The organism is Nocardioides sp. CPCC 206347 (assembly GCF_048654605.1).
Classification (GTDB): domain Bacteria; phylum Actinomycetota; class Actinomycetes; order Propionibacteriales; family Nocardioidaceae; genus Nocardioides.
The window spans coordinates 292021-317004 of sequence record NZ_JBMCYZ010000005.1; the positions used below are offsets into that span (position 1 = coordinate 292021).

Here is a 24984-nt window from a genome sequence, read left to right on the forward strand (position 1 = left end):
ATCCTCACGCAGCGAAGAAGCCAGGGTCTACCCAGGCCGCGGCCGACCGGATGGACTACGTCGGCTGCCAGCCGCTGAACGGGCCAACGGTCGGCCCGGCTGCTACCAGAGGTGTTCGCCGCCGCGTTCGAGACGTCACCCAAGGCGACGGCGCATGGCTGCGAGCCGCGCCTGCGGCTCGGGGTGGGTTGCGAACCACCGCCGCTCCAGCCGCGACCATGCGGGGCCGCCGTCGGGCGTCGGCCGCGCCAGGCTATTCTCGTAGAACCGCATCAGCTCGGCGGCCGCGTCCAGGTCGCGAGTCAGGTCGATGGCGAAGAGATCGGCGGCGGCCTCCTCGCGTCGGTCGAATGTGAAGCGGAGACCGAGAAACGACACGGCCGCACTCATCGTGGCCAGCAACGAGGGGCCGGCCAGCTGGGGCGAGGCCGCAAGAGCAGCTGCAGTGAGACCAGCGCATGCCAACACGAGGAGTAAGTAACCGACCAGCCACGAGTACCGCGCCGCGGCCGAACTGCGTTCGCGGCGGATGACGTGGCCGAGCTCGTGGGCGGCCAGGCTCTGCACTGCGCCGGCGCTGAGGCCGGTGAGCGCGGCCCGCGCGAACACCACGGTGGGGGGACGACCAGCCCGGAAGCGGGTCACCGCGAGACCACCATCGCCCACGGTCCCATCGGCTTCCCCGGCGACCGGGGCGCCCAGGATCGCAACGACGTCGGTTGCCGGAGGCGGGACGTTCGCGACTGCGGCGACGGCGGCCATCGCCGCGGCGGCCCGCTGCTGCAGCACGACGTCGACCGGGCTTGTTTGCCCGCTGGCGCGCCAGCTGACCGACCAGGCGAGCAGGACCTTTGCAAGCGCCACGACCAACAGAACGGCTCCGCCGAGGTAGGCGATAGCCACCACGATGAGGAGCGCTGAGGTCAGCTGATCCGGCATCAGTTCTACGCCTGGGAGGTCGAAGCGGCGAGAACGCTCAGATTGGCTCTCCCACAACGAAGCGGTGTGTGACTACCCGCTGGCAGGGGTTTCCGTTCTCTCAGCGGCGTTCTAACGCCGTCTTGAGCCCGTCGTGCCCACTTCATCGCGATGCAGTGGGCGCGAGCTCCACGTCTGGGGTCGACCCCGGCGGCGGGACTGCGCGGTCCTCCGCCGCTCGGCCGCGGGCGGCTGTCGCAGGCTTCTCGAGGTCCTCGGTCGCCTCGACCAGCTGACGCTGCTCCTCTGTGCTCGATACGCCGTAGCGGCGTTCGGCCATCGCCTCGACCTGTGCAACGGCGTTCCACACGTACTCACCCGAGCCGTGGGAGTAGCAGGCGTTGACGTGTTCGCGGGCGTGGCCGAGCTCCTTTTTGCTTGAGCGCGGGTGCTCGCCGAGAGCCTTGAGGGCGCGCTGGGCTCGGCCGATGGCCTCGGAGCGTTCGTTCACCTGCATCATTCGCGGGGTCCCTTCTCGGTGCGGGTGCGCGGCTGAGCGCCGCCCCGCTCGTCGTCGTGGATTTCGCCGGTGTCGAGGTCGACGAGGCCGAGCCGCGGTGGACCGGCCGGGGGTTGTTCGTGTGCCCGCCGGTTGACGGGCAGAGCGTCGATGTCGTGGGCGAACGTGTTCTCGCGGCGCTGGCGGCTGGTGTCGGCCAGGTGCTCACTGTGGCGCGGCTTGGCCGGCCAGCTCTTGTGCTCGTCGTCGCAGTGGGTGCGCAGCCTGTTGCGCATCCGGTCCGTGAACGCCGGCAGGGAGTAGCGGTGCCACTCCTCGAGCGCGTCGCTGGTCATCGCCAGGCCGGCCCGCCGGCGCTGGTCGGCCAGGACGGCGATCTCGTGGACCAGGTGCGGGTGCAGAGGCCAGCAGCTGGGGATGAGCCCGGAGACGTCCCAGGTGTACTCGCGGTTGAGCCAGATCACGACGTCCTCGAGCCACTCCCACAGGTCGTGACGCAGCTCGGGGTCCAGGCAAGTCGCCGGCTCCCAGGGCCGCGACAGCAGAGCGTGGTGGCCGAGGGCCTTCTTCTCCTCCTCGGTGCCGTTGATGGCGATGTGGAGCTCGCGGTAGGCGAGCCGGACGTGGTCCCCGGCGACGGGGAACGGGAAGACCATCAGCGTGGGTGCAGCCCGGCCGGTCTGTTGCTCGGTGGTCAAAGTTCACTCCTTGCGTGGTCGGTCTCGTCATCGACGAAGCCGAGACGGCGTGCCTCGACGAGCGCGGCGGTGGCTCGGGCCTCGGGGGTGATGACCGTGCGCCGGTCGTTGGTGAGGCGCTCGCGCAGCGCCCGCTGGTCGGCCAGCAGTCGTTCGCCGGCCTTGCCTTCGACGCAGCGGTGCAACTTGGCGATGATCGGCTTGCCGTTCTCGGCGACGACCAGAGCTTGGCGTTCGGGCAGTTGCCGGACTTCCTCGGGCCGCATGATCGGGATGTCGTCGCCGGAGAAGCTCCGGCCGCCGCCGTTGAACCCGCCTGAGGAATGGGTGACCCGGCCGATGCGGACGGTTCCGAGGAGGTCGGAGATCTCCTGGTTGAAGGCGACGTCCTTGGAGCCGCCGAACATCACCAGGGCGTTGGTGAGGCCGAGCAGTGCTCGTGCCTCGTGCTCGCCGAAGATGCTGGTCAGCTGGGGCCGAGTCTGGGCGGCCCAGATGAACGACAGCCCCTGGGCGCGTTCGTTGGCCATCCGGGTGCGCAGCGTGGGCAGCGGTGCGGTCGAGGGCAGCTCATCGAGCACCGAGACCAGGGGCGGGCACAGGCGGCCTCCCCACGAGGAGCTGTTGGCCAGCAGCAGGCCGGTGTCCAAGACGTGCTCGGCGACGGCGGTCATCAGCGGGCTCGCCGAGGCGTAGGGGTCTTCGCGGCCGAGCAGGTAGATGGTGCCGCGGCGCCGGATGACGTCGGCCAGGTCGGTGGCTGGCCGTCCGGGGCTGGGAATGCAGCGTCGTCGGATGTCGGCCTGGAAGAACAGCGAGACCGACTGCTGGACCGTGGTGACGGTGTTTCCGGCGGTGCGGTCGTCACCGTTCAGCGCCCCGTGCAGGAGGCCGTGCCAAAACGGCTCGGCGTGCGGGTGCCGCCGCAGGATCTCCATCGGCTGGGTGGCTGCCGCGGGGTTGGCGACCCACTGCAGCACGTCCTCGAGCGTCCTACCGGTCAGCGCCGCGGCGTGGAAGTAGCCCTGCAGCACCTTCGCGGACTCGGCGGCGTAGAACCGCGCAGCATCGTCGCCGGTGCCGCCGTTGATCGCGCCCTTGACGGTGCCGGCGGTGAAAGCCTTGGCGCGCCGCTCGGCGACCTTCGGGTCCACGCAGCCGGCGATCGGGTCCCAGATCAGCTCGTCGATGACGCCCTCGGCCAGGCCGAAGGGGTCCAGCACCACGCAGGGCCGGTCGTCGCGGGAGCGCTCGGTGAGGCTGAGCAGGAGGTCCTCGACCTTCGTCAGTGTCACCAGGGCGGCACCCGGCGCGCCGAGCAGCGCAGGGGTGAGCAGGTCGAGGGTCTTTCCGGATCCCTGCGGGCCGATTACGCCGGCGGTGCGGTCCCACGGCACCCACAGCTCGCCGCCTCGCGGCTCGTGGGCATCACCGATGCGCCAGCCCACGTCCCAGGGGTCGAACCTCAGCTTCATCGCGCCACCTCGGGAACGGTGTCCCCGCACGGGGCGAGGCATCGACGGCAGATCACCGCACTGCCGCGGCGTTCTTCTGCCCGGCGACCGAGGAGCAGGAAAGAGGCGTCGGACAGCAGGTCGCGGGCCTCGCAGAGGAGTTCCACCTGGCCGGCAGCCACGTAGTGGCGCTCGACGAGGACCGGCCGGTGTCCGCGGCGGCGACAGCTGCTGCCGCCCAGGCGGCGGCCGCGAGTGCGAAGTGTCGGGTTGCCGTGCAGTGGGGTCTCGTTGCTCATCGGTCTTCCTTCGTTCGCCGGCCGTGCAGGAGCCACGGGCTGAGGCCGTGGCCCAGATGCGGGCCGGGTTGTTCGGTGAGGTCGCCGGCGGTGCGCTGGACCGGTGCTGGTGTCGCGGCGGCGTGCTTGCCGTAGAGGTCCGGGCGGACGATGCCGGCGACCTTGCGGAGCCGGGTGACGCCAAGCAGCTTCTCGGCCTCGGCTGCGGTCGCCATGCCGCGCATGCGGCCCGGGCCCCAGCGCTGGTAGGCCCACGCGCCGAGCCAGACGGTCGCGGTGAGCAGCGCGACCTCAGTCAGGGCGAGGCTGACCCAGACCAGGCCGCGACCGGCCAGACCGTCGGGAGTGGGGCTGGGCAGCCCGGCGTCGGCGTGTCCGCCGAGGACGGCGGGAAGGCTGGTCCAGAAGGCGGTGCCGATGGGTGAGGGGAACGCGCCGGCGTTGGCGTCGGGCCATGTCCATCCGGCGCCGGCGACCAGGTTCGCGACTGATCGTCCGAGTTGGATGCCGATGACGATGACGAACAGGGTCGCCAGGGCTACCGCGACTGGGATCTCCCAGGTCCACGGGTAGGGGTCTCGTCGTCGCTCACGCTGCATCGTATGGCCACCTCCAGGCGGTCGTGGGTCGTTGGGCCTCGCTGGTCACCTATGTGCTGTCAGGGCTCCGGTGCGATCACACGGCGTGACTCGGGCGTGATGCGTTCTCTGCGAGCCAGGTCGAGGGATCGACGTTGTCGGGGCCGTAGATGGAGCCGTTCTTGAGGTGGACCTCGAAGTGGAGGTGGCAGCCGGAGACGTTGCCCTCCTTGCCGACCTGGCCGATCGGCTCGCCGGCTGCGACGGTCTGGCCGCGGCTGACGCTGACGGTCGCCATGTGGGCGTACCACGTGGTCAGGGACCCGGCGCCGGTGGTGACCTTGACCAGCTGCGGCCCAGCCCAACGCTGGGTGGTGTCGATCTCGATGGTGCCGGCGTGGGCGGCGTAGACGGTGGTTCCGCAGGGTGCGGAGAAGTCGGTGCCGGTGTGCCACTTGGACCAGTACGCGCCGGTCTCGTGCCAGTTGTGGTTGTCGGTCCCGACGTACTGCGCGGGCACCGGATAGACGACCTCGTCGCAGGAGGCGCCCTCGAGGCCGACCGGCTGGACGGAGGCGCCGGGCTTGACGTTGATGTGAACATGGTCGAGGTGGTTCTCGGTAGCGCTCCCCCGGTCCTCCATCGGCCGCCAGCCCTCGCCTGCGCGGGCGACCGACCAGATCCGCTGGTACCAGATGATGTAGTCGATGCCGAGCTTCTGGGCATTGGCCTTGGCGTAGGCGGTGAGACGGTCGCCCTGCGCGCGGCCCGCCGCGGTGAGTGGCACCATGAAGTCGGCCGCTAGCCCGGCCGGGTGGCCGTTGGGGTCGGTGGCGCTCTCGCGGTAGCCGCCGACGGTCTTGATGTCGAACATGGGGCCGAGGATGTTGACCAGCTGGGTCAGCCGCGGCTTGACCGGGCCGAGGTTGTACTTGGCCTCCGCGGTGCCGGAGTCAACTGCGCACCCGGCGCTGCTGCCGGCGGTGGTGGCGGTCACCAGCGGGTGGTCAGTGATCTTGCTGGCTTGGGTGCTGTTGTGGACCTCGGCGCTGGCCCAGGTGAGGTTCGCGCCGTAGACGTGGTCGATCGGCGCGTCCTGCTTGGGCTTCTTGCAGGGCTCGGCAGAGCCGCCGAAGGCGTTGCTCAGCTCAGGGGTCAGTGCGCAGTGCGAGGAGTTGTTGCCGTCCTTGCCGTCGTTGAAGTCGCCCAGGATCACCGCAGGGGTGCCGGCGCCGGCGAGTTCGGTCATCGTGGCCAGCTGGCGGCGCAGCGCCTCTTGGCGGTGCCCGGCGGCGTTTCCTTGAGTGTTGGCTGGGTTGTGGATGCTCCAGACCCAGATCACCTGTCCGGTGGTCGTCGAGGTCAGCTGCACCAGGGGCATGCCGACGTCCTTGCCGCCGAAGTAGGGGATGTCGACGAGGCGCCCGTCGGTCTGTTCCCACTCGTTGCGGTCCCAGATCACCCGGTTCTGTGCCTTGCCGCTGGCCGGGTAGATCCCCCATTTGGCCGCGTACTGGGTCTCCAGGGCCTTGGCCTGCGGGCCGTGCACCTCCTGGAGGCCGGCGATCGAGATGTCGGCGTTCTCGATCGTGCGCATGGCGCCGGGCAGTCGCTTGTCCCAGGTGTCGTACCCGGGCCGCTCTCCCGGCTTGTCGGTGTGGCCGGCGCCGAGCAGGTTGAGGGTGCCGACCGTGATCGGGTTGAAGGTCTCGCCCTGGCAGTTGGCCACGTTCGTGGTGGAGCCCTCGGAGTCAGAGTCGGGCAGGTCCGGCAGGTCGCCGCCGAGCAGATCGGTGATGTCGCCGGCGACGTCCTCCCACTGGGCGTAGGCGTCGGGGTAGCCCGAGCGCTGGACGGCCTGCGCGGCCTGGGTGAGCGGCATGTTCTGCCAGCCGGGGATGTCGAGGAGGCCGGGGTTGCCGGTGTGCTGGGCCTGGCCGAAGAACGCGCGGGCCGCGAGGACGGGGTTGGTGATCTCGGCCCGGCTTCCCCAGCCGGCCGAGGGGCGCTGCTGGAACAGGCCGCCGGAGTCGCGGTCACCTCCGGTGAGGTTGACCAGCTTGGACTCCTGGATCGCGGCGGCGATCGCGATCTGCAGCCCGTAGCGGGGAATCTCGAGGTCGCGGGCGACCTGGGCGATGGTGATCGCGTTGCGGGCCTGCTCGGCGGTCATGGTCGGGTAGTTGGACGCGAACCGCAGCCGCATCAGCTGGGCGAGCACGTCGCCGGCCGGCGGCTCGGCGGACGTCCGGGCGGTGGTCGCCGCGGGCACGATCCCGTCGGTCGTGGTGGTGGTCTCGGGCGCGCTCTCCGGGCCAGCGCCGTTCATCGCGATGCGAGCCGAGAGCCAGTGGTGATCCGACACCATCGTGCCGTCCCAGCCCTGCTCGAGGCGGGCGCCCTGGTGGTGCGGGAAGAAGATGAAGTCGACGCCGTGGTTGTGCCATCCGTAGCCGGCGGCCTTCATCTTCGCGGCCGCCGTCCAGGGGATGTCGGTGTAGGAGGCCTGGGTGTTCATGTCGCCGCCGATCAGCACCGGACCGTGGGCGGCGAGCGAGTTGCGCAGCTGCAGCAGGATGTCCATTCCGGCGCCGTACTGCTGAGGCCGGGTCAGTGGCGGGTTGCCGTGCTGCTTCGGCCAACGGTGCGGGTTGGTCATGTGGTGGGTGGAGACCACCGAGACCACGGAGCCGTCGGCGCGACGCAGCATCACCCAGGTCGCGAAGCGATCCCAGGTGACCGGGCGGCCGTCGTAGAAGGTCTTGTCGTCGTCGACGAGCTGGACCCGGCCGCCGTTGACCTTCGTCCAGGTCGAGCTCTTCCAGAGCACGACGTTGCCCATGGCCTGCTCGGCGCCGGTGCTGGTGCCGGCCGGGGCGGCCACCCGGAAGGCTGAGTAGCCCGGGGCGGCGGCTTCGATCTGCTCCAGGCTCCAGCCGCTGGCCTCGTTGAGGGTGACGAACTCGGGGTTCTGGGACAGGACCTTGGGCATGGAGGCCCGGAATCCGTCGAGGCCGGAGCGGCGCGGGATGTTGGCCTGGGCGAAGGTGATCTTGCCGTTGACCGGGCCGCCCACGGGGCCGTCGATGGCTCCGAGGTCACCGAGCTCGGTGGGCGCGGTGCCTTGGCTGCTCTGGGTGCGGCACTCGGCGGCCGCTGTGGTGGTCATCACCACCATCAGGGTCACCAGGAACGGCAGCCCCATGAAGATGATCAGGACGGGCAGTTCGGCGAGGAGCAGCTTCTTCATGGCAGGTCAGTCCCGAGGTCGCGGCGCTCAGGCGGCGGACTCGATGGCCCCGTTGGTGTAGTAGAGCTTCTTCTCCAGCGGGTGGAGCACCGTCTGGACCTTGTAGGTGGCGTCGCCGATGCACCACAGGGCGCGGCCCTTGTCCTGCATGGCCCACCCGGAGACGAGGTCCTGGGCGATCGGGCCGAGCCCGAGTATGGAGTCGAGCTCGCGGGCGACCCGGGGCTTCTGGGCGCCGAGGATCTTGATGTCGGCCAGCTCGAGGAGGTCCTTGGCGATCATCGCGGCCTGGGAGTCGGCGTCGCCGACCGAGAGCAGGTCGGAGGGCTTGTGGAGGTTGCAGAACTGGATGTCGCCGCCCTTGCCGGCCATGCCGCGTGAGAGCCGCAGGTCGGCGTCGAAGCTCGCCACCGCGGCGGTTCCGAGGCGCATCTGCTTCCAGACCTCGTCACGCACCACGATGCGCAGGTCGCCAGGCTCGGCGATCTCCCGCAGACCGCGCCCCCAGGAGTTCATGCACAGCAGCGCGATGCCCACGGCCTCATCGCCGAGGCCGTCGAGCCGGGAGAGGCTGAACGACTGGATCGGGGCCCGCCAGTCGACCTCGATGTTGGTGAAGTCGTCGAACAGGCCGGCGAGGGTGCCGGTGACTAGCTCGCCGAGCGCGTTGCGCAGCAGCCGGGTCTCGTCGAGGAACACGCGGCTGTTCGCGTACTCGCAGGCCCCGACGAGCTCCTCGGTGGGGTTGCGCAGCAGGTCCCACAGCCGCGGGATGGTGGTCTCGGCCAGGACGCTGTTGCCGGCGGCGTAGCCGGTGAGGATCGCCAGCGCGTTGCGCACGACGTCGGACTCGTCGGGGCCGAAAGGCACCCGGCGCTCGTCGTCGATCTTCATGCTGCCGACCAGGCCGCGGACCAGGACCAGCCACCGCTTGAAGATGATCGTGGCGCGGCGCTGCGCCTCCTCGGCCGAGAGCTTCTCCCACCCGTCGCCGAGCGGCCCCATGGACAGCGGGTTGACCCGGGCAGTGAAGCCGGGGGCGATGACGAACGGCTCGACACCGAGCGCACGGCACAACGACTCGTACTCGTCCTTGACGTCGCCAGTGACCAGGGTGCGGTAGCCGAACGGCATCATCCGGGTGCAGAACGCCTTGGTGGTGCCGGACTTGCCACTTCCCGGCTTGGCGAACTGGAAGATGTTCGGGTTGGTTGCCGGCACGTCGTCGCGCAGCACCCACCCGAACGGGTCGCAGTAGAAGCTGCCGCCGGAGAGCTGGTCGACGCCCATCTGGGCGCCCGTTGGGGGCAGGGCGGGAGCCGACACGAAGGGCCAGAACACTGGGGCCTGGTCGCTGGTCATCCGCCAGGCCATCGCCGGGGCGGTGGCGGCTGCCCATCCTCGGCCGCGGCGGGTGGCACCGCGGCGCGGCGCGTAGCGGAAGAGTCGGGGCTCCTTGGCCTGCGGGGCGAGCGTGGGGATCGTGGGCAGGTCGTGCCCGAAGTCGGAGAGCAAAGCCGCCATGTCCCGGCCTCGATCGGCGCCGCGGCGGTTCCGCCGGGGGTTGGTGGTCATCAGGCGTCTCCGCTTCGGGTCAGGCTCGTGCCGAGGGGGATGGTGGACGCGGCGAACCCGACGTCCTGGGCGAGATCGAGGCGCAGCGGTGCGAACCCGGCGCGGCGGACCGAGGCATCCAGGCGCCGCCCGAACTCGGTGATCCGCATCGACTTTGGGACGGTGACCGTGCACACGCCGTAGGGCCGGGTCAGCGAGTTGCCGCGGGCCAGCTTGGCGTCCAGGCCGCGGGCCTTGTGCGCCTCGTCGCGCTGCTTGGCTCGGGTCTTGCGGCCGAGCTTCTCGTTCATCCCCTCGGTCAGGTCGGCGGCCCACTCAGCGTTGCCGGACTGACGGTCGGCCTTGGACTGGGACACGATCGGGTACGCGACGACGAACGACCTCCGCTCGCCGAACTCGCTGGGGGTGAGCATCGGGGCGAGAGCACCCATGGCGACGCCGCGGGTCGGCAGCTTGATGGTGGCGCTGACCGAGTTCCAGGCGTCATGGCTGTAGTGCCGCACCGTGGCGTCGGCACCCGAGGGGCCGGCCATCGCCCACGGGACGTCGGCGTTGACGCTCGGGTCCTTCTCCCGCAGCGACAGCGCCTCGACGATGCCGGCCCGGTCACCAGGGGCGAATCCGGTCCGGCAGGCCAACGCGAGCTCGGGGCTGGTGAGCCAGCGGACCTGAGTCATCCCCATCGGGCCGCGCAGCTGGGCCTCGATCTCGCCCATGAGCAGGTAGAGCTCGCGGCAGCGGCCCTCGAAGCCACCCCCGGACTCCTTGGCCGACCGCGCGATCCGGGTCTCCGGGATCACGATCGTCACGAACTGCTCGGTGCGCACCGATGCCTGGGTGAGGCCGTGGGCCAGGTCGCTATTGACGACCTCCGACAGCTCCGGTGCGTTGGAGCGGCGGTGGCGGTTGACCCACAGGTCACGCTCGGCGCCGTCCTCGGGGACGGTGCGCACCATGAAGAGAATCTCGTCGACCTTCTCGGTGCGGCCGGCGACGTCGAGCAGCCCGGCCAGCGCCTCGCCGTAGCAGGCGCGCTCCTCGGTGTCCTTCATGCCGATGCCGGGGTGCACGATCGAGGCCGTAACCGCCCAGGTCTTCAAGGCGTGGTCCTCGATGATCGCTACGCGCTGCAGCTGCGATCCGTGCGGCGGGCCGTCGTGGATCTGCACGCCCTGGAGGACGCCGGGCAGGTCCGGGGTGTCGAGGTCCTCGGCGCGGCCCTGGGTGGCCTTGGCGCGGAACGAGGTCCAGCCGAAAAGGCCCCCGACGGCGTACATCGTCGAGGCGAACACCCAGCCGGTGGCCGAGCGGCCGCGCACCGGGATCACGGTGATGGCCAGCAGGAACAACCAGACCAGGGCGAACAGAAACGCGGAGAACCACGCTCCGCGGCTGATCGCCCAGAACGCCGGCAGGCTGGCCAGCGCCAGGAACATCAGCTGGCCTCCGGAGAGGCCGAAGAACCAGCCGATGCGGTCGCGCTGGTAGTCGGCGTAGGTGGTCATCGTCGGCTTCCCTTCTGGTCAGTGAGGTCGGTGCGTGCTGATCGGTGCTCGAGGTGGGGCGGTCGGCGCATCGGTTACACCGCCACCGGTGGGATGCCGCCAGCCGCCGCGCCGGCGCCGCCAGCACCTCCTGCTGCTCCCCCGCCTCCAGCGGCCGGGGTCTTGGGAGCGGCGCCCGCTCCCCCGCCGCCCTGGCCGCCAGAACCGCCACCCGAGCCACCACCGGGTCCGCCGCCAGTGGGCAGCGTCGGCGGGGTGGGCGGCACAGGAGGCGAGGGCGGGGTCGGCATCGACAAGTCGTCGTCCCCGCTGTTCTGCGACCCGGGGTGGGTCCCGCCCTGGCCGCCCGACTGGCCACCGGACTGCCGTCCACCCAGGCCGCTGAAGTCGGGGCCGTAGGTGCTCTGGCCGACACCGGCCTGGTTGGTCTCGTCCGACATCAGCGAGGTCGCCTTCGCGCCGGCGGAGTTGATCCAGCCCATGCCGGTCGACAGCGCCTGGCCGACCGGGCCGAAGCTGCCCAGGGCGCCCTGGGTCGACTTGCTGAACCGGTCGCCAGTCGATGCCTCGGCGCTCTGCTCGCCCGAGGAGCGACCGTTGGCGTCGGTGCTCGACGCAGCCGACGAGCCACCGCCGGCGCCACCGCCGCCGCCGAGCAGACCCTGGAAGCCGCCCTGGATGGCCATGCCCTGGCGGAACGACGCGCCGCTGGGGGTGCCGGGGTCGACGAAGGCCAGGAGCTTGAACAGGGACAGCGGGGCGACGACGCTGATCAGGATCGTCATCACGGCCGGCAGCGCGGTGCCGAACGCCTTGGCGGTGTCCTCGGCCAGGTGGGCGGCGACTCCGTTGGCGAACTGCACACCGATGCCCAGCACCATCACCATCAGCACCGGGGTGAACGCCGCGGCGTGGAACCAGCGCAGCGACTTCCAAAACCAGGAACGAGTGAAGTCCGAGACCAGGCCGGCGGCCGCGAGCGGCCCCGTGGCGGTGATCACCAGCAGGGACGCCGCGCGTGCCAGGTAGACCAGGACGTGCCCGATGGCGGCCAGCCACAAGAAGATCCCGAGGAAAGCCAGCGCGGTGGCCACGCCGGCGTCGGTGATGTCGTCGATACCGAGGCCGCCGAGCGGGTCCCAGTCGGGCCAAGTCTGCACCTTGAGCAGCGACTTCATCAGCGCCTTGGTCAGCGCCCCGCAGGCCGCGATGATCATGACGCAATACCCGAACCAGCAGGCGCACACCAAGACGAACTGACCGGACCCGATGAAGGCCCGGGCGAGGCTCTTACCCTCGCGCTTGAAGGCCGCGGCGCCGAGCTGGACCATCGCCAAGATGACCACCAGGGCCAGCGCCAGCCACAGGGTGAAGGCGTAGACGTCCTTGCCCGGGCCGTCAGCACTCAGGTCCGGAGTCAAGAACAGCTCACTGAACGTGAGCACGATGCGCAGCACGAACAGGCCGGAGTTCCAGATCGCGAGCATGGCCGCGGTCCAGGCGTCCGCCGCGGCCTTGGCGATGACGTCGCCGATCGCCTCGAACGGGTTGGGGATGTCGCCCAGACCAGGGATGCCGCCACCGAAGAGGTCACCGACGTTCGGCAGACCGGGGATCCCGGGCAGCCCAGGGACCCCCGGAAGCCCGGGCAGCCCGCCGATGTTGCCGCAGATCGCGTCAAGGATCCCGCAGCCGTCGGAGAGCAGGTCGCTAGCACCGTCGCTCACATCGCCAGCGACGTCTTTCCCACAGTCGATCGGGTCCTTGGCGCAGTCGAGCGCGTCACCGCCGAGATCGCACAGGGCGTCGGGCCCCGGGCAGCCCATCTTGACGTTGCGGGTCGGTAGCGTGCCGGTGCCGGCGCTGGCGACCGGGGCGAGGTGCGCCACGCGGACGGCCGGCTCGCTGGCCTCTGCGGCGGGAGGCTGGAGGGTCGTGGCAGCTCCGAGGAGCGTGGTGAATACCAGGAGCGCCAGGGCGGCGGTGCCGAGTCGGCTCGTCCGGCGCGCAGCGGTGACGACGGTGTTGATGACGGTGCTCACTGGGGAGCTCCGTTGATCCGGATCCAGCCGGCCTTGTCGAACTCGGGGGTGCCGGGCGCCACCGCCTGCGGCTGGCCCTCGGAGACCAGGTGCTCGATGTCCTCCTCGCTGCCCTGAACCAGTCGCCAGTCACCCTCGAACCACCGCATCAGCTGAGTTCCGGCGTAGAGACTGTCCTTGACCTGACCGTCGGCGGTGGTGAGGGTGACATAGCTGAGCAGGTTCACCGCGTAGTAGCCGGTGTCGAGCTCCTCGAGGGTGTAGGCGACCGGGGTGACGGCGTACGACGCGGGGGCGGGCACGTCGCCCTCCTTCGCGACGCCGGCCTGCTGGCGGCGCAGCGCGACCGCGGCACGGGAGCGCTCCTCGAAGACGGCCTTGTCCTCGGGGTTGGCGTAGAGGCGGGCGACGGTGACGGCCTGGTCGTAGTCGAACCCGAGCTGAGCCTTGGCCAGCTCGACCTGCAGCGCCACGGCGCCCAGGTCGGTGGCCGGGAATCCGGTCGGGTAGCCGTCGACCTGGTCGTCGCCGGTCGGGATCACGACGCCGTCGGCCGGGGCGGTGTCTGGTGCGACCTGCTCGACCGGCGCGGTTTGGACCGTTTGGGTCAAGTTGTCCCCGCCCGCGGGGTCGGGGCCGCGGGAGTCGTCGGCTCGGGTGCGGGCACCGATCCAGACGACGGTGGCCACCATGGCGGCGATCGCCACCAGGATGCCGATGCGCACCAGGGTGGCCCGCGGGTCGCCACTCAAGGCTGGGCCGGTCGTCAGGTTCTTCATCAGCGGTCCCCTTCGCTGTCGCCGGGGTGGTCAGGGTCAGTGGTGTCGTCGGTCGACCAGGTGCGCCAGCCGGCCTCGTGGGCAAGCTGCGTGTCGGGCCAGGTCGCGGGGGCGGGTGCGGGCGGGGCGCCGGGGGCGACCATCCAACGGCCACCGACCCACTGCATGCGCTCGCAGTGGGCGAAGGCGATCTGGCCCTCCTGCTTGTAGGAGGCGGTCACCTTCATCAGCACGCACACGACTGCCCAGCCGGGTCCGTCGGTTCCCTTCACGAGCGCGGCGGCCGGCTGGAGGGAGACCGAGGAACTGGGGTCCTTGACCTCACCCATCCCGGCGCTGGAGAGGAACGCCCGGACGCTGGCGGTAATCCACCACTCCTCGGCGCGCACCCCGCCGGGCAATGCCCAGGCGTTGTAGACCTCTGCGGCCGTGGTCAGGCTCATCGACTGCAGCACCGCGAGGTCGATCTGGGCGAGCTGCCCGATCGCGCCCTCGGGGGTGTGCGGGAACCCGGTCATCACGTACGCGGGTCCGATTACGCCAGTGCCTGCAGGGATCTTGATGACGGGCGCCTCCGAGTTGATGGTCCCTGGTGCTACTGGCGGGAAGGCAGCGCTCTCCTGCACGGCCAGCATCCGCTCGGCGGCGATCTCGTCGCGGTGCGCGGCACCCTGGGCCACCGTCGAGTGGTCGGTCTCGCCGGTGGCCACGCCGGCAATCGCGTTGGAGTCCTCGCCGATACCGGCGAAGGCCAGGTAGACCGCGTAGCCGAGGCCGCTGAGCAGGAGTGCAGCCACGACGACGACTGCGGCCAGGATTCCGAGCAGGCGGCGTCGGCCCCACTCCGTGGCGCCCCCTGATTCCTGGGCGGCCTTCTTCGTGGCTGCGCGCCGCATCAGATGCAGCCCTTGCCGAGGATCCCGTTGAGCATGCCGGGCAGGACCAGGTAGGCGATCGCGCAGGCGAACACGACCACCACCGAGATCACGCCGACCTTGGAGGCGTGCGGCAGGGAGAACACGCGGCCGGCGATGATCGCGCCGATGGCGATCACGATGCCGAGACCGAACAGGACGATGACGCCCCACAGGACGTAGCTGGTGATCTCGTTGGTGGGTCCGACGGCCCCCGGCGGCGCCTTCGGGCAGACCTGGGCGGCCATCGGGAGGAGAGTGGTCATGACGTCCACAGAGGGACTTCCTTTCCGGGTTGCTGACGCCGGTTCGGGTCAGTCGCTTTCGCTGGCGCCGTTGGGCAGGTGGGCAGATGGGCGGGCTCGAGCAGCTGACGTGCTGCCGAGATGAGGGGGGCCGGGACGGGCCGGGAGTCCAGGCCGTTGACCGCGAGCTCGCGGTCCTCGGGGATCTCCACGCACCGGTCCGCGACCAGGGCGCGACGTAAGGCGGGGCCGCCGGCGTGCTCGAGGCCCCGGGTCCACTTCTTGCGGCGCGGCCCACGCACGGCGAGGGCGATCTGCTCGGGCTGGCAGTGGTTGGCCAGCAGCTCGAGCGCGACCGAGGCGCGGCGCATCCCGGGGACGGTGGCTGTCGTGACCAGGACGACCTGGTCGGCGGTGCGGACGGCCTCGGCGAGCCAGCAGTCGGTGGCCAGCAGCTGACCGGCTTCCCAGCCGACGTCGAGGATCGTCAGCTGGGTCTCGTGCTCTGCGTCGATCGGCAGCGGGATCTCGTCGACGCCGGCGAGGACCTCGCTGGCCCGCTCGAGCAGGACGTGGTCGCGCTTGCCCTGACGCCAGTCGGTCGGGTGAAGGCCGAGCTCGGCGGTGCTTGCCGCGGCGAGACCAGAGGCGGTGACCGAGCAGCACTCGATCACCCGGACCGGGGCGGCGGCGGCCAGGCCGGCTGCCAGGGCGATGGTGCTGGCTCCCACCGACCCGGCGCATCCGATCACCGCGATGGTGTGCTCCCCCGCGGCTGGCGACCAGTCGTCCGCGGCTGCGGTGCCGCGGCCGCGGGGTCCCTTGCCGGCGCCGGCGCCGACGCGGAACTCGCCGGCGTTCACGGCGTCCCAGGCTCGCTTGAGCTCGTCGACGCCGACCGGGCGGCTCGAGGTCTGGGTGCTCACTTGGCCTCCCCGATACCGCCGCGGCGGAACTCGAGCGCGGCACGGACCTCAGCCGGGGTCAGGCTTGCCAGCTCTGCCTTGGCGGCCTGGACTTCGTGCAGTTGGGCGACGCAGCCGGTGAGCTGCTCGATCGCCTCGACCTCGCGGCCGGCGATCGCGAACAGGTCGGCGATCTTCTCCGGCGTCCGGCTCTCGCCGTCGTCCTGGGTGTATGTCATGGGCTTCACCACCTCCAGTCGCCTATGTGTCGTCGGGCGGTGGGAGCGATCACGGTCGCGCTCATTCGTCATGGCCGAACTTCCTCGTGGCGGCCGCGGCGAGGGCGCGCATGCTGCGCGAGCCGTGGCGACGGACGGTTGCCTCGGACACCCCGACCCGCGGTGCGACACGGCTGGACACCTCGTTGCTGAGCAGGCCGCCGTAGCCGCGGGCGAGGTTGCGGGTCTCGACGCGGTCGGCCTCGTCGACCAGGCAGAGCAGCAGGTAGCGGTCGGCCGCGCTGATTACCTGGTTCTCGCAGGCCCATGCCAGCAGCTCCAGCAGCTCCTCGGTGGCCGACGGCTCCTCCTGCCCCGGACCGGCGCCTGCGAGCATCTCGGGCCAGGGGAATGGGGCGCCGGCAACCCGTTCGATCGGCATCGCGGTGGCGCTCCACGCTCCTGCGTCGCCGTCGGCCAGGTCGCCGGAGGAGAAGGACTCCACGAGGGTGGTGTTCGCCCACGTGCGGTCGGCGCGGGAGACGTGGAAGAAGTCCCCGACCTCGCGGAGGACGCCGACGCGGGTGCTGATCAGGATGTTCGCGGCGACCTTGCGCAGCCGGCGCCACTTGAAGGTCCGGACTTCGATCCACAGCTGGGAGGCCACCAGCTCGTCGATCCGCTCGACGGCCGACCAGGAGCCGGCCGCGACGGGCTGGCTGTCGCGGAAGACCTCGCGGGGAGGGAGGGTGCTGAGCCAGCCGGCGAGCCGGCACGCGCCGGGCAGCAGGCACTTGGCGAGCGCGGCCGCGGCAGCGATGTCGTCACCGCCATCGGGAGCCGCCAGCATGGCCAGCGCCAGGAGGACCTCGTCAGAGGCTGCGCTGTCGACCGAGGGCAGCCAGGCCCGGAGGTCGTCGAACTCCTCGACGACTCCAAGCCGTGGATCAACGGCCACCCAAGTCGGCCACTTCTGGCGGGCCTTGTCGAGCAGTTCGCTGTTGTCGTCGAGGCCGAGCTGGTCGCCCACACTCATCGCACTCGCTCCTTTCGTCCGTGGCTGTGCACGGCAGAAAGGTCGCGAGCGGGCGTCCCCGCATCCGTCCCCCCAAACCCCCGATTCGGAGGGGGACGCAGAGGGGGGACGCGCGTTTCCGCAGGTCAGAGGGCGTCCCCCCGAAAGTTGCAGAAACTTCTTGGCCAGGGTGGCGCGGAGCCTATTGTTTCTATTCTCTGGCTTCTGGACGTCGTGCGCGCGAGGGGTCGCCTGAGGGTGCGCGCTACGTCAGCGCCCCGCCTCATAATCCGCGCCCGCCGCGACAGCCGCAGGCGTACGACTAATCGAGCGGCGCAAGTCGGACGGTTTTTCCGTACGGTTCGCGACCCTGCTGGCCTACCGTCGAGACCATGACCGAGAACGCCACCGATCACATGCCCGACGACCACCTCGAGGTCCGCGACCTGTCGTACGACTTCACGCGGACGCGCCAGATGTACGACCTGTTCAAGCAGTCTCTTTTCGATCCCGGCTTTGACTATCCCGGCGACCCGCCGCCGCCGGATCGCCTCGAGCTCTACATGAAGAGCCGCGCGCGAGGCGCCGGCTACGTGGCGGACTTCGTCTACACGTCGCGAGACCTCCCGGTCCGGGTCTACGGGATCCTGGTCAACCGCGGCCGCGGCCTGGAGGTTGCGGAACTCGAGCTCTTCAAACTGACCTGGCGATACGAGGATGGTGGCGACGAGGACCGCGCTGCAACCGACCACGATCCCGGCACTGAGCTGGGCCAGCTCATCACGAGCGATCTCCTTCGCCGCATCCCTCTCGGCAAGATCGTCGCTCGCGCGCAGGCGACTCTCGCCCAAGACGACTGGCGTAGTGAGGGCGTCACCCAGCTCGGCCTCGACGGCCGGCGAGACATCGCGGTAGAGGACCTCCTGCCCGAGGAACTCAGCACATTGGAGACTGCTACGAGCTCCGCGGCAGGCAAGCGCCGCGGCCGACCAGGCCTACCGGACACCCTCCTCGAGGACGTAGCGCGCACGTACCTCCAGGAAGCCGCCAACGGGCCTGGGCTAACGGGTCGGCTCGCCACGAAGTTCGGGCGCCCCGAGCCGACCGTGCGGGACTGGATCGGCACCGCACGACGGCGCGGCTTCCTGTCGCCGGGACAGCCAGGTCGGCGCGGCGCTGGCCCGGGTCCCCGCCTCGTTGACCGCCAGGAAGGCGGCACCCAGGTCACGTGACTGGGCCTGCTGTCACGCCAACCCGTGAGCCCTAAGGTCTAGGTTCGCGCGTTGTCTTATTCATCTGCGCAGGCGAGCCACCCCATGCTCTGCTTCTCGCGAGCCCCAGGAGACCCGAGACGCCTGGGGCTCTTTCACGTCCACCAGCGGCAGCACGAGCATCTCAGTTCGGGCGGGGCCCGGTGCCTCCGGGCCGCGCTCGGGCAGCGAACGACACAGGTCCCCGGTCCTGCTGTGAGGACGGGGACCTGTGTCGGTGATCGGTCGGCTAGTAGTACAGGGTCACTGGGTCAGCACCTGGGCCTCCCCGATGCGGATCGGGAGCGGCTCGGTGGCCAGGTCGAACTCGATGGTTCCGGACTGCCCGCCACCGGTCCACTCGACCACCCAGCGACTGGCCGCGGTGACCTGGTACGCACCCTCGGGCTGGTTGGTCGACATCTTCGCGTAGCGGTGCCCGCAGGTCGGGGAGTCCTGCTTGCCGTAGTGATCGGCGTACGGCGTTCCCTTGCCGGTGCACGTCACCTTGGTTCCGTCGCCCATGTTCCACACGATGCTGGAGACGCTGGCGGTGGCGCTGACCGAGACCGGCCCTTCGCTGGCGGACGCGGTGATCGGTCCGAACGTGTCATCGGTCGGGCTGTCGACCCACATCCACACCGGCAGACCAACGAGACCAACCCGGTTGGCGCCCGACTCGGGGACGATGCCGATCGTGATCGGGTCCAGGTCCATCGATGCAATGGCCCGTTGAGCCAGCACCTCTGGATCGATGGTCACTGTGCCGTTCTCGATCCACATCAGTTCCCACGAGGACCCGGGCGGGGGGAAGTAGCAGACGTGCCAGGCGCCGTCCTCCTCGGTCTGCCCGGGCGGCGGCTCGGTCTCGTCTGCGGGGAACGCCTCTCCGACGTAGCACCCGTGAGCGCTGCTCCAAGTCGATCCTTCTGGGCCCGTGCAGGGAATCTCGTTGCCTTGGTACGAGCACGTTGACGAGCCTCCATCACCAGGATCGTTGTCCTCGTCGCCATCATCGCCGGGGTCCTCGCAGACGAGCACTACCTCGCCGGTGTCCGGATTGGTCTCATAGTGGCAGTTTTGGTCGCCATCAGCGGCGGCCGGCGACGAGCCCCCAATCGTGACCAGCCATGCGGCGGCCACGATCGCGGCGAGCGCCCGGGCTAGCACGACTTGTCCCAAAGCACGTTTGAGCTGTTGACGAGCCAGCGGCCCTTCTGCTTGATCAACTCGTACTCGATCGGCACCGGGTTTCGCAGGGGGTTGCCCTCGGGGTCCTTAGGTTCGGGAACCGGCTTGCCGTCCTTCGTGCGCTCGACTCCGCTGCGGTCCTCGCAGTCGGTGATAAGCACTTGAGAGCCGCGGTCGCGCGGCTCATCGAGCAAGTGAACGTACTCCCCCGTGACCTTGCTGCCGGAGCGCTCGATTCCAGAGACGTTCTGCTGAAGGTTCAGGAACTCTTGTCCAGTTGCGACCTTGTTGAGGCGCTTGAAGTCGATGGTCGCGGCACGGAGCGCGTCGTCACGAACCTCGAGGTAGGTGGTCAGTTGCGCGGCAGCCTTCTCCTCAGGAGTCATCGGGGTCGGCGAAGCGCTGGTCGGCGTTTCGGTCGGGGTGGTGGTTGGGGTGTCCTCGGCCTCGGGGTCGGTGCCGTCGTCCGAGCAGCCCATGAGGGTCAGGGCAAGGGCGAGGGCCACTCCCCCGAGTGCGGAGTGGTGCTTCCTCATGCGGTGTCTCCTCCTGTGTTGGGCGGCGCCATGACTGATCGCTGGCTGACGTCGGTGGCAATGTGCTCGAGGTGTTCTTCGGCGGCGTCGACGAGCTCGGCCAGCGAGCCGTTGTCGGCGGGTTCGATCCCGAACCTCTTGTCGGCGTTGTAGAGCGTGCCGATGGTGTCGCGAACGAACACGGCCCGCGCGACGCGGCGGGCGTCGAGGTCGGGGCGGTCGCCGCCGGCCGCGACGTAGCGGCCGGTGAGCTCCTGGTCGAGCGTGGTCATGTGCTGGTGCTCCCTTCCCGAGTCAGCTCGCGAGCCAGCCGTGGTTACTGATGATGGTCTTCGTGCGCTCCGACAATTCCAGCGGGGCGTCGCCGTCGTCGGACCGGTTGCAGATCTCCTCGCGGATGATCCGGTCGGCCTCGAGCTGGTCGCCCTCGGCCTTCATGACGTGCGCCAGGCACAGGCGGGTGCTCTCGCCGTCAGGGTCTGCCCGGTTGGCGACGTAGGCGGCGGAGCGGGCCTTGACCAGGTCGCCGACGGCGAGAGCCTCGGTGACGACGATGAGGGCGACGTCGGCGATCCAGCCGGACGCCATGAGGTCAACGCGGTCGGGCTCGTTGACGAGCCAAGACCATCCCTCTTCACGCAGTTGGCTGAAGGGCTTCGACTCGCCGACCAGCTCGAGCGCGGTGCAGAGGTCGGCGACGCCTTCCGCTCCGCCCCGGGCCTGCCCGCGCTTGCGCAGCCGGAGGAAGAGGTGGAGATCGACCAGGAGACCGTCGTCGACCTGGTAGACGTTGACGCCGCGGAGCTTGGTGGCAGGGGCCTTGTCGGCGTGGGGCAGGTGGGGCTCTCCAGTGGTGGGGTTGGTGCCCAGCCACTCGCGGACGGTGTTGGTGTAGTCGCGCACCTTGCCGGGGGTGATCCCGAATGCCTCGCCAATCTCCTCGCGGGTGGCTCCGTGCTTGCCGTGCATGGCCAGGTACGCGAGCAGCTCGGTGAAGTAGGGCTTGCGCTTGGCCAGCGCCTTGCCGTGGGTGCGCGCGGTGACCGGGCCGAGCAGGATGAGCCTTGGACGGTCGCAGTTGGTCGAGAACCAGTCGGCGATGTCTTGGTCGAGAGTGGGGTCGCACTGTTCGACCTCGGCTCGGACGTGCTCTGGCACCTTCGGCGCCAGCGTCTCGAGGTCCTCCTGCACGATCGCGCTGTGCCGGATGTAGTCCTCGTCGTCGCCCTCCAGGAGGGAGGACAGCGGCTCGTCGACGGTGTCCGCGGGGGTGTTGCGCGGCAGGGTGTACTCGCGGCGCAGTGCCCCGGACTGGTCGGTGTAGGCCTCCCAGCCGTCGGTGGCGGTCTCGTCGACCGGGACAGGTACCTCCTCGGCGACCTCGCTCTGTGCGTAGACCAGGGCGCAGCCGCGGGCTTCGTCGCTGGTGAGGCCGACGGCGATGAGGTTGAGGCCGGCGTGCTCGAGGACGACGCGGCCGGTGTTCGTCATGTGCAGGACGGCGCCCGGTGTGTTGGGTCGCTCGCCGGCGACGACGATGGAGGTGGCGGACTGCCCGACGTGGTTAGTGACCAGCTGCAGCAGCTGCTCGAGGTCCTCGGGGTCTCCGGCAGCCGCGTCGAGCAACAGCATCCGGGCGGGCCAGGTGTCGTCGTCGACGCTGCCGGTGCGCGCTGTGGACGCGTCGGTGTCGTGTCGCTTCGCCCGGTCGACCGTGGTGACGGCGGCCGCGAGGGCTTCCGCGGTCGCGGGTGACCCGGCTGCTCCGGTCGGGTAGTAGCTGATCCGCTCGTCCATGGCGACGGCTTCCTCAGCCACGCCGATGCAGTCGACCTGGACGCGGCGCGACCACGGGTTGACGGCGAGCTGCGCGGCGAGGTGGCGGGCGAAGTCCCGGCCGTAGGTCTGGTCGCCGCTGATGGTGAGGGTGGACAGCTCCTCGCAGTTGAGCAGCCACGTCTCGCCGGTGTCGCTCATGCCGATGGTGGCCAGGAGCGGGTAGGGCGGCTCGACGTTCCCTGTGTCGGGGCCGAGGTCGTCGACGGCGGTGTCCGTGCTGACGTGCCAGTGGGTCTGGTCCGGGCTGCCCACCCAGGGCGCCGGGACGGCGGCCGGCGCGCTCAGGTGCAGGGTCAGCTTGCCGTGCGCGAGCTCCACGGCAGCGAGCGGCGGCATCGTGGTGCCCTGCGCGCCGACGGCGGCCGCGAGGCGGCGCAGCGCCTCGTCGGCGAACTCCACGGTGGCTGCGGCCGCGGCACCGGTGGCGTTCAGGGTCATCTCGACCGGCGCGAGCTCCGGAGGCGGCGCGGCGATCGCGCGGCCGGGCGTCCGGTTCCGGTAGCCGGCGCGGCGGCGGGACCGCAGGGCCATGAGCAGTGCCCCGGACAGCAGGACGCCCCCGCCGGTCAGACCGGCGAGGACCCACGGCGCGTCGAGGATCGAGTCGTCAGCGTCGTCGACCTGGTCGACGTCGGCGACCGGCGCCGCCGGCTCCTCGGCTTGGGGCGGCGCGTCGGGCACGGCCGTCTCGGGCACCTCGGGCACCTCGGGCACATGGGCGACCGGCGGCTCCTCCTCGGCCGGCGGGTCGACGGGCCGCTGGTCCTCGGGGCCGGCGGGCGTCTCGGGCTCGACGTCGCGCGACTGCTGGTGCTGGGTGTCGTCGTGACTGCCCCCCTGCTCGGCGTCGGGGATGTTGAGCTTCCAGCCGACGTCGATGACGTCGGGGTCGGTCAGCTGGGCCCCGCCGGGCTGGGTGATGCCGGTGGAGGCCCGGTAGATCTCGGGCCAGCGGTCGGCGTCGCCGAGCTGCTCTTGGGCGATCTCGCTGAGGGTGTCGGTGGGCTGCACCGTGTAGTCGTGCGCCGGTGCCCCGCCGTTGAGCGCGGGCAGCTTGAGTACCCAACCGGGCTCGAGGAAGCTCGGCTGCGCGCCGAGGAGGTCGCGGTTGAGTTCGACGAGCTCCTTGTAGCGGGCACCGTCGCCGAAGTGGTCCTCGGCGATCGACCACAGGCTCTCCCCCGGCTTCACAGCGTGGTCGACGGTCTTGCGCTGGCGCTCCTGCTTCGTCTCGACCTTGAGGTCCTGCTGGGCGGGTGCCTGGTCGGCGGCACCGGCGTTGACGTGTCCCACCGTCACCGGCGCCGCGGCGGCCGAGGTGATCGTGGCTGGCTGGGCGGCGATGGGCGCGGCGATGAACATCAGAGCGGCGAGGCCGATGAGGCCGCGTGCTGCGGCCTGCGGCCGGCCCAGGCCCGGCAGCTGGGGCGCCTGGACCTTGCGGAGCCGTGCGATGGCCTCCACGACCAGGCTCAGCGCCATGAAGGCCCACGCGACCCAGCCGATCACCTTGAACAGGCCGAGGACGAGGGTGCCGTCGTCGGGCGCCATGAGCGCGTTCTTGATGCCGTCCAGGGTCGGGACGTGGTCCGGGATTGGGCTGGCACCGATCGCGAGGAATAGTGCGGGCAGCCCGAGGACGATGCCGAGTACGGCGACCGAGGCTGCGAGGCCGGTGAGCCGCTGGCCCAGGGTGGGATGGGTGGGCGTGGTCATCTCTCGATGCCTCCTTCGGCGCGGATGAGCCGCGCGGACGCCTCCCCGGTGACCTGCATCGTGTCCAGGCCGATGATCCCGAGGAACTTGCTGGTGTATGTGTCGGTGGTGGTGACGATCAGGGTGTCGCCGTCGACGACGCGGACGGTTCCCTCCACGCCGGCGGCGCGGAGATAGTCCAAGGCGGCCGTCTTGGCGGCGGTGAGGTCGACGTGGAGGTCCTCGCCGCGGACTGCGGTCGAGCCCTGAACCTCCTGGGCGCCGGTGCGGGCGGCCTGGGCGGCAGCGCTGCGGGCTTGCTGCTGGGTGTGGACCTTGCCGCCGAGGTCGACGGCCATCCCGACGAGGATGATCATCGCCAGTGCTGCGGTGGCGAACCAGACGCTGATGGAGCCGCGCTCATCGCGCGAGCGCCGAATCGTGAGACTGCGGATGCGGGCGGTCATCATCGGCGCTCCCGGTAGGCGTCGACGGGGCTGCTGGCGGTCGCGGTGATCGTCCGGGTGCCGGGCAGGCCTGGGATGCTCAGGTCCGCCACGTCTACCTTGCAGGTCACGGTGGCGGTGACCTGGGCTGTGGTTCCCAGCGGGGCGTTGAAGGCCGCAGCGTTGATCGTGATGTTGGTGGTCGTGCACTGCAGGCCCTGGTCGTACAGGCTGCTGGTGGCCGCGGACTTGCCGGAGGTGATGGCCTCGCTCTGAGTTCGCTCGATGGAGGCCGCTCGTGCCGCCTCGTAGGCGGCTGCGTCCACGGACTGCTTGGCGATCTCCACGCGGCCGCCGAGGATGATCATCGCCACGAACAGGCCGAAGGCCGGGACGCCGATCGCGGCCTCGATGGCCACCGACCCGCGCTCGTCCCGGCGCCGGCGGCGTGCGCTGGCCCGCCTGGTCTGCCTGGTCATTCGGTGAGCCTCTCGACCGGGACGCTGGCGCTCTGGGTGACGGTCACGTGCCAGCCGGGGATCACGCTCATGGACTTGCCCGTAACGGTGATCGTGGCGGTGGTCGTGGTCCGTGATCCGGAGACGCTGGTGGAGGTCATCACGTCGGAGCCTCCGGCGTCGTGGAGGAACGTGTTCGCCGTGGCCACACCGGCGTCGCGGGTGCCGGTCTCGCTGCCTGCCTCACGGGCGCCCTCCTGCGCGGCCGCGAGCGCTACCTGCTTCGCGTGGTAGTAAAGGGCGCCCTGGAGGCCGAGGAACATCAGCAGGAACAGCGCGGGCATCAGGAAGACCATCTGGATGGTCACCGACCCGCGCTCGTCCCGGCTGCGGCGGTGGAGGCTGGCGAACATGGCGGCCTACTTGATCTTGGCGGACTCGCTGGTCACGAAGAACTTGATGGCCGCGACGACGATGCCGACGATGACGATCACCGCGCCGGCCCACAGGACCTGCTCGATCGTGACGGAGCCGCGCTCGTCGCGCTGCCTGGTGACGCGGTCCTCGAGGGAGGCGAGCGAGGTCAGCGCCGCCATCTGAAGAGTGATGAAGAGCTTCAACATCGGGGTTCTTCCTTCCTGGTTGTTCGGTTTG

General features: G+C 70.3%; 25 protein-coding genes. 1 reads left to right on the plus strand and 24 read right to left on the minus strand.

Translation table 11 applies throughout. The annotated features are described in order from the left end of the window. Positions 1 to 135: 135 nt before the first annotated feature. The 16 genes from ACOACQ_RS18350 to ACOACQ_RS18425 all read right to left on the minus strand — a co-directional run bounded on the left by ACOACQ_RS18350 (position 136) and on the right by ACOACQ_RS18425 (position 16936). The gene (locus ACOACQ_RS18350) at positions 136 to 939 is read right to left on the minus strand and encodes a M48 family metalloprotease (RefSeq protein WP_378601780.1); all 804 of its coding nucleotides are present in this window, start codon (positions 937 to 939) and stop codon (positions 136 to 138) included. Between the two features lie 142 nt (positions 940 to 1081). Beyond that, entirely contained in the window at positions 1082 to 1429 is a 348-nt protein-coding gene (locus tag ACOACQ_RS18355) for a hypothetical protein (RefSeq protein WP_378601783.1), read from the minus strand. 5 nt (positions 1430 to 1434) lie between these two features. Continuing rightward, positions 1435 to 2136: a hypothetical protein gene (locus ACOACQ_RS18360; RefSeq protein ID WP_378601786.1), complete on the minus strand. Its 702-nt coding sequence runs from the start codon at positions 2134 to 2136 to the stop codon at positions 1435 to 1437. Beyond that, the gene (locus ACOACQ_RS18365; protein WP_378601789.1) at positions 2133 to 3611 is read right to left on the minus strand and encodes a type IV secretory system conjugative DNA transfer family protein; all 1479 of its coding nucleotides are present in this window, start codon (positions 3609 to 3611) and stop codon (positions 2133 to 2135) included. Before ACOACQ_RS18365 ends, ACOACQ_RS18360 begins: the two co-directional genes overlap by 4 nt. After that, positions 3608 to 3889, minus strand: a complete 282-nt coding sequence (locus ACOACQ_RS18370; protein WP_378601792.1) for a hypothetical protein — start codon at positions 3887 to 3889, stop codon at positions 3608 to 3610. The genes ACOACQ_RS18365 and ACOACQ_RS18370 overlap by 4 nt, the downstream gene beginning before the upstream one ends. Continuing rightward, on the minus strand, positions 3886 to 4488 hold the full coding sequence (locus ACOACQ_RS18375) for a hypothetical protein (protein WP_378601794.1): 603 nt from the start codon (positions 4486 to 4488) through the stop codon (positions 3886 to 3888). The genes ACOACQ_RS18370 and ACOACQ_RS18375 overlap by 4 nt, the downstream gene beginning before the upstream one ends. A 76-nt stretch (positions 4489 to 4564) precedes the next feature. Continuing rightward, positions 4565 to 7717: a peptidoglycan DD-metalloendopeptidase family protein gene (locus ACOACQ_RS18380; protein ID WP_378601797.1), complete on the minus strand. Its 3153-nt coding sequence runs from the start codon at positions 7715 to 7717 to the stop codon at positions 4565 to 4567. A gap of 27 nt (positions 7718 to 7744) precedes the next feature. Beyond that, positions 7745 to 9292 carry an ATP-binding protein gene (locus ACOACQ_RS18385; RefSeq protein ID WP_378601800.1) on the minus strand — a complete coding sequence of 516 codons (1548 nt, stop codon included), beginning with the start codon at positions 9290 to 9292 and terminating at the stop codon, positions 7745 to 7747. After that, the gene (locus ACOACQ_RS18390; protein ID WP_378601803.1) at positions 9292 to 10797 is read right to left on the minus strand and encodes an SCO6880 family protein; all 1506 of its coding nucleotides are present in this window, start codon (positions 10795 to 10797) and stop codon (positions 9292 to 9294) included. The genes ACOACQ_RS18385 and ACOACQ_RS18390 overlap by 1 nt, the downstream gene beginning before the upstream one ends. 74 nt (positions 10798 to 10871) lie before the next feature. Further along, positions 10872 to 12839, minus strand: coding sequence for a type IV secretion system protein (locus ACOACQ_RS18395; RefSeq protein ID WP_378601806.1), 1968 nt, complete (start codon positions 12837 to 12839; stop codon positions 10872 to 10874). Continuing rightward, positions 12836 to 13618 carry a hypothetical protein gene (locus tag ACOACQ_RS18400; protein WP_378601810.1) on the minus strand — a complete coding sequence of 261 codons (783 nt, stop codon included), beginning with the start codon at positions 13616 to 13618 and terminating at the stop codon, positions 12836 to 12838. The genes ACOACQ_RS18395 and ACOACQ_RS18400 overlap by 4 nt, the downstream gene beginning before the upstream one ends. Beyond that, positions 13618 to 14514, minus strand: a complete 897-nt coding sequence (locus ACOACQ_RS18405) for a hypothetical protein (protein ID WP_378601813.1) — start codon at positions 14512 to 14514, stop codon at positions 13618 to 13620. The genes ACOACQ_RS18400 and ACOACQ_RS18405 overlap by 1 nt, the downstream gene beginning before the upstream one ends. Then, complete coding sequence (locus ACOACQ_RS18410) at positions 14514 to 14798, minus strand: hypothetical protein (RefSeq protein ID WP_420288984.1); 285 nt, start codon at positions 14796 to 14798, stop codon at positions 14514 to 14516. The genes ACOACQ_RS18405 and ACOACQ_RS18410 overlap by 1 nt, the downstream gene beginning before the upstream one ends. Continuing rightward, on the minus strand, positions 14795 to 15703 hold the full coding sequence (locus ACOACQ_RS18415; RefSeq protein WP_378601816.1) for a hypothetical protein: 909 nt from the start codon (positions 15701 to 15703) through the stop codon (positions 14795 to 14797). Before ACOACQ_RS18415 ends, ACOACQ_RS18410 begins: the two co-directional genes overlap by 4 nt. Continuing rightward, positions 15700 to 15921, minus strand: a complete 222-nt coding sequence (locus ACOACQ_RS18420) for a hypothetical protein (RefSeq protein WP_378601819.1) — start codon at positions 15919 to 15921, stop codon at positions 15700 to 15702. Before ACOACQ_RS18420 ends, ACOACQ_RS18415 begins: the two co-directional genes overlap by 4 nt. Positions 15922 to 15982: 61 nt before the next feature. Then, on the minus strand, positions 15983 to 16936 hold the full coding sequence (locus ACOACQ_RS18425; RefSeq protein ID WP_378601822.1) for a hypothetical protein: 954 nt from the start codon (positions 16934 to 16936) through the stop codon (positions 15983 to 15985). Positions 16937 to 17307: 371 nt separating this feature from the next. Here ACOACQ_RS18425 and ACOACQ_RS18430 point away from each other — a divergent pair, with 371 nt between their 5' ends. Then, positions 17308 to 18147: a hypothetical protein gene (locus ACOACQ_RS18430; protein WP_378601825.1), complete on the plus strand. Its 840-nt coding sequence runs from the start codon at positions 17308 to 17310 to the stop codon at positions 18145 to 18147. 282 nt (positions 18148 to 18429) lie between these two features. Here ACOACQ_RS18430 and ACOACQ_RS18435 read toward each other — a convergent pair whose 3' ends face one another. The 8 genes from ACOACQ_RS18435 to ACOACQ_RS18470 all read right to left on the minus strand — a co-directional run bounded on the left by ACOACQ_RS18435 (position 18430) and on the right by ACOACQ_RS18470 (position 24953). Continuing rightward, positions 18430 to 18927 carry a hypothetical protein gene (locus ACOACQ_RS18435; RefSeq protein WP_378601828.1) on the minus strand — a complete coding sequence of 166 codons (498 nt, stop codon included), beginning with the start codon at positions 18925 to 18927 and terminating at the stop codon, positions 18430 to 18432. 401 nt (positions 18928 to 19328) lie between these two features. Beyond that, entirely contained in the window at positions 19329 to 19862 is a 534-nt protein-coding gene (locus ACOACQ_RS18440) for a hypothetical protein (RefSeq protein ID WP_378601831.1), read from the minus strand. 26 nt (positions 19863 to 19888) lie between these two features. After that, positions 19889 to 20164 carry a hypothetical protein gene (locus tag ACOACQ_RS18445; protein ID WP_298509395.1) on the minus strand — a complete coding sequence of 92 codons (276 nt, stop codon included), beginning with the start codon at positions 20162 to 20164 and terminating at the stop codon, positions 19889 to 19891. A 22-nt stretch (positions 20165 to 20186) separates the two neighbouring features. Then, a complete protein-coding gene (locus ACOACQ_RS18450; protein ID WP_378601835.1) occupies positions 20187 to 23447 on the minus strand; it encodes a LysM peptidoglycan-binding domain-containing protein in 3261 nt (1086 codons plus the stop codon). Then, complete coding sequence (locus tag ACOACQ_RS18455) at positions 23444 to 23896, minus strand: pilus assembly protein TadG-related protein (protein WP_378601838.1); 453 nt, start codon at positions 23894 to 23896, stop codon at positions 23444 to 23446. Before ACOACQ_RS18455 ends, ACOACQ_RS18450 begins: the two co-directional genes overlap by 4 nt. Continuing rightward, a complete protein-coding gene (locus tag ACOACQ_RS18460; protein ID WP_378601841.1) occupies positions 23893 to 24351 on the minus strand; it encodes a TadE/TadG family type IV pilus assembly protein in 459 nt (152 codons plus the stop codon). Before ACOACQ_RS18460 ends, ACOACQ_RS18455 begins: the two co-directional genes overlap by 4 nt. Then, positions 24348 to 24743, minus strand: a complete 396-nt coding sequence (locus ACOACQ_RS18465) for a TadE/TadG family type IV pilus assembly protein (RefSeq protein ID WP_056680593.1) — start codon at positions 24741 to 24743, stop codon at positions 24348 to 24350. The genes ACOACQ_RS18460 and ACOACQ_RS18465 overlap by 4 nt, the downstream gene beginning before the upstream one ends. A gap of 6 nt (positions 24744 to 24749) precedes the next feature. Then, a complete protein-coding gene (locus tag ACOACQ_RS18470) occupies positions 24750 to 24953 on the minus strand; it encodes a hypothetical protein (protein WP_298519674.1) in 204 nt (67 codons plus the stop codon). Positions 24954 to 24984: the final 31 nt, after the last annotated feature.

Excerpts from the sequence above, each read along its gene's own strand:
- ACOACQ_RS18350 (WP_378601780.1), bottom strand. The coding sequence starts at position 939 with ATGCCGGATCAGCTGACCTCAGCGCTCCTCATCGTGGTGGCTATCGCC.
- ACOACQ_RS18365 (WP_378601789.1), bottom strand. The coding sequence starts at position 3,611 with ATGAAGCTGAGGTTCGACCCCTGGGACGTGGGCTGGCGCATCGGTGAT.
- ACOACQ_RS18370 (WP_378601792.1), bottom strand. The coding sequence starts at position 3,889 with ATGAGCAACGAGACCCCACTGCACGGCAACCCGACACTTCGCACTCGC.
- ACOACQ_RS18375 (WP_378601794.1), bottom strand. The coding sequence starts at position 4,488 with ATGCAGCGTGAGCGACGACGAGACCCCTACCCGTGGACCTGGGAGATC.
- ACOACQ_RS18380 (WP_378601797.1), bottom strand. The coding sequence starts at position 7,717 with ATGAAGAAGCTGCTCCTCGCCGAACTGCCCGTCCTGATCATCTTCATG.
- ACOACQ_RS18385 (WP_378601800.1), bottom strand. The coding sequence starts at position 9,292 with ATGACCACCAACCCCCGGCGGAACCGCCGCGGCGCCGATCGAGGCCGG.
- ACOACQ_RS18390 (WP_378601803.1), bottom strand. The coding sequence starts at position 10,797 with ATGACCACCTACGCCGACTACCAGCGCGACCGCATCGGCTGGTTCTTC.
- ACOACQ_RS18400 (WP_378601810.1), bottom strand. The coding sequence starts at position 13,618 with ATGAAGAACCTGACGACCGGCCCAGCCTTGAGTGGCGACCCGCGGGCC.
- ACOACQ_RS18405 (WP_378601813.1), bottom strand. The coding sequence starts at position 14,514 with ATGCGGCGCGCAGCCACGAAGAAGGCCGCCCAGGAATCAGGGGGCGCC.
- ACOACQ_RS18410 (WP_420288984.1), bottom strand. The coding sequence starts at position 14,798 with ATGACCACTCTCCTCCCGATGGCCGCCCAGGTCTGCCCGAAGGCGCCG.
- ACOACQ_RS18420 (WP_378601819.1), bottom strand. The coding sequence starts at position 15,921 with ATGACATACACCCAGGACGACGGCGAGAGCCGGACGCCGGAGAAGATC.
- ACOACQ_RS18425 (WP_378601822.1), bottom strand. The coding sequence starts at position 16,936 with ATGAGTGTGGGCGACCAGCTCGGCCTCGACGACAACAGCGAACTGCTC.
- ACOACQ_RS18430 (WP_378601825.1), top strand. The coding sequence starts at position 17,308 with ATGACCGAGAACGCCACCGATCACATGCCCGACGACCACCTCGAGGTC.
- ACOACQ_RS18445 (WP_298509395.1), bottom strand. The coding sequence starts at position 20,164 with ATGACCACGCTCGACCAGGAGCTCACCGGCCGCTACGTCGCGGCCGGC.
- ACOACQ_RS18450 (WP_378601835.1), bottom strand. The coding sequence starts at position 23,447 with ATGACCACGCCCACCCATCCCACCCTGGGCCAGCGGCTCACCGGCCTC.
- ACOACQ_RS18455 (WP_378601838.1), bottom strand. The coding sequence starts at position 23,896 with ATGATGACCGCCCGCATCCGCAGTCTCACGATTCGGCGCTCGCGCGAT.
- ACOACQ_RS18460 (WP_378601841.1), bottom strand. The coding sequence starts at position 24,351 with ATGACCAGGCAGACCAGGCGGGCCAGCGCACGCCGCCGGCGCCGGGAC.
- ACOACQ_RS18465 (WP_056680593.1), bottom strand. The coding sequence starts at position 24,743 with ATGTTCGCCAGCCTCCACCGCCGCAGCCGGGACGAGCGCGGGTCGGTG.
- ACOACQ_RS18470 (WP_298519674.1), bottom strand. The coding sequence starts at position 24,953 with ATGTTGAAGCTCTTCATCACTCTTCAGATGGCGGCGCTGACCTCGCTC.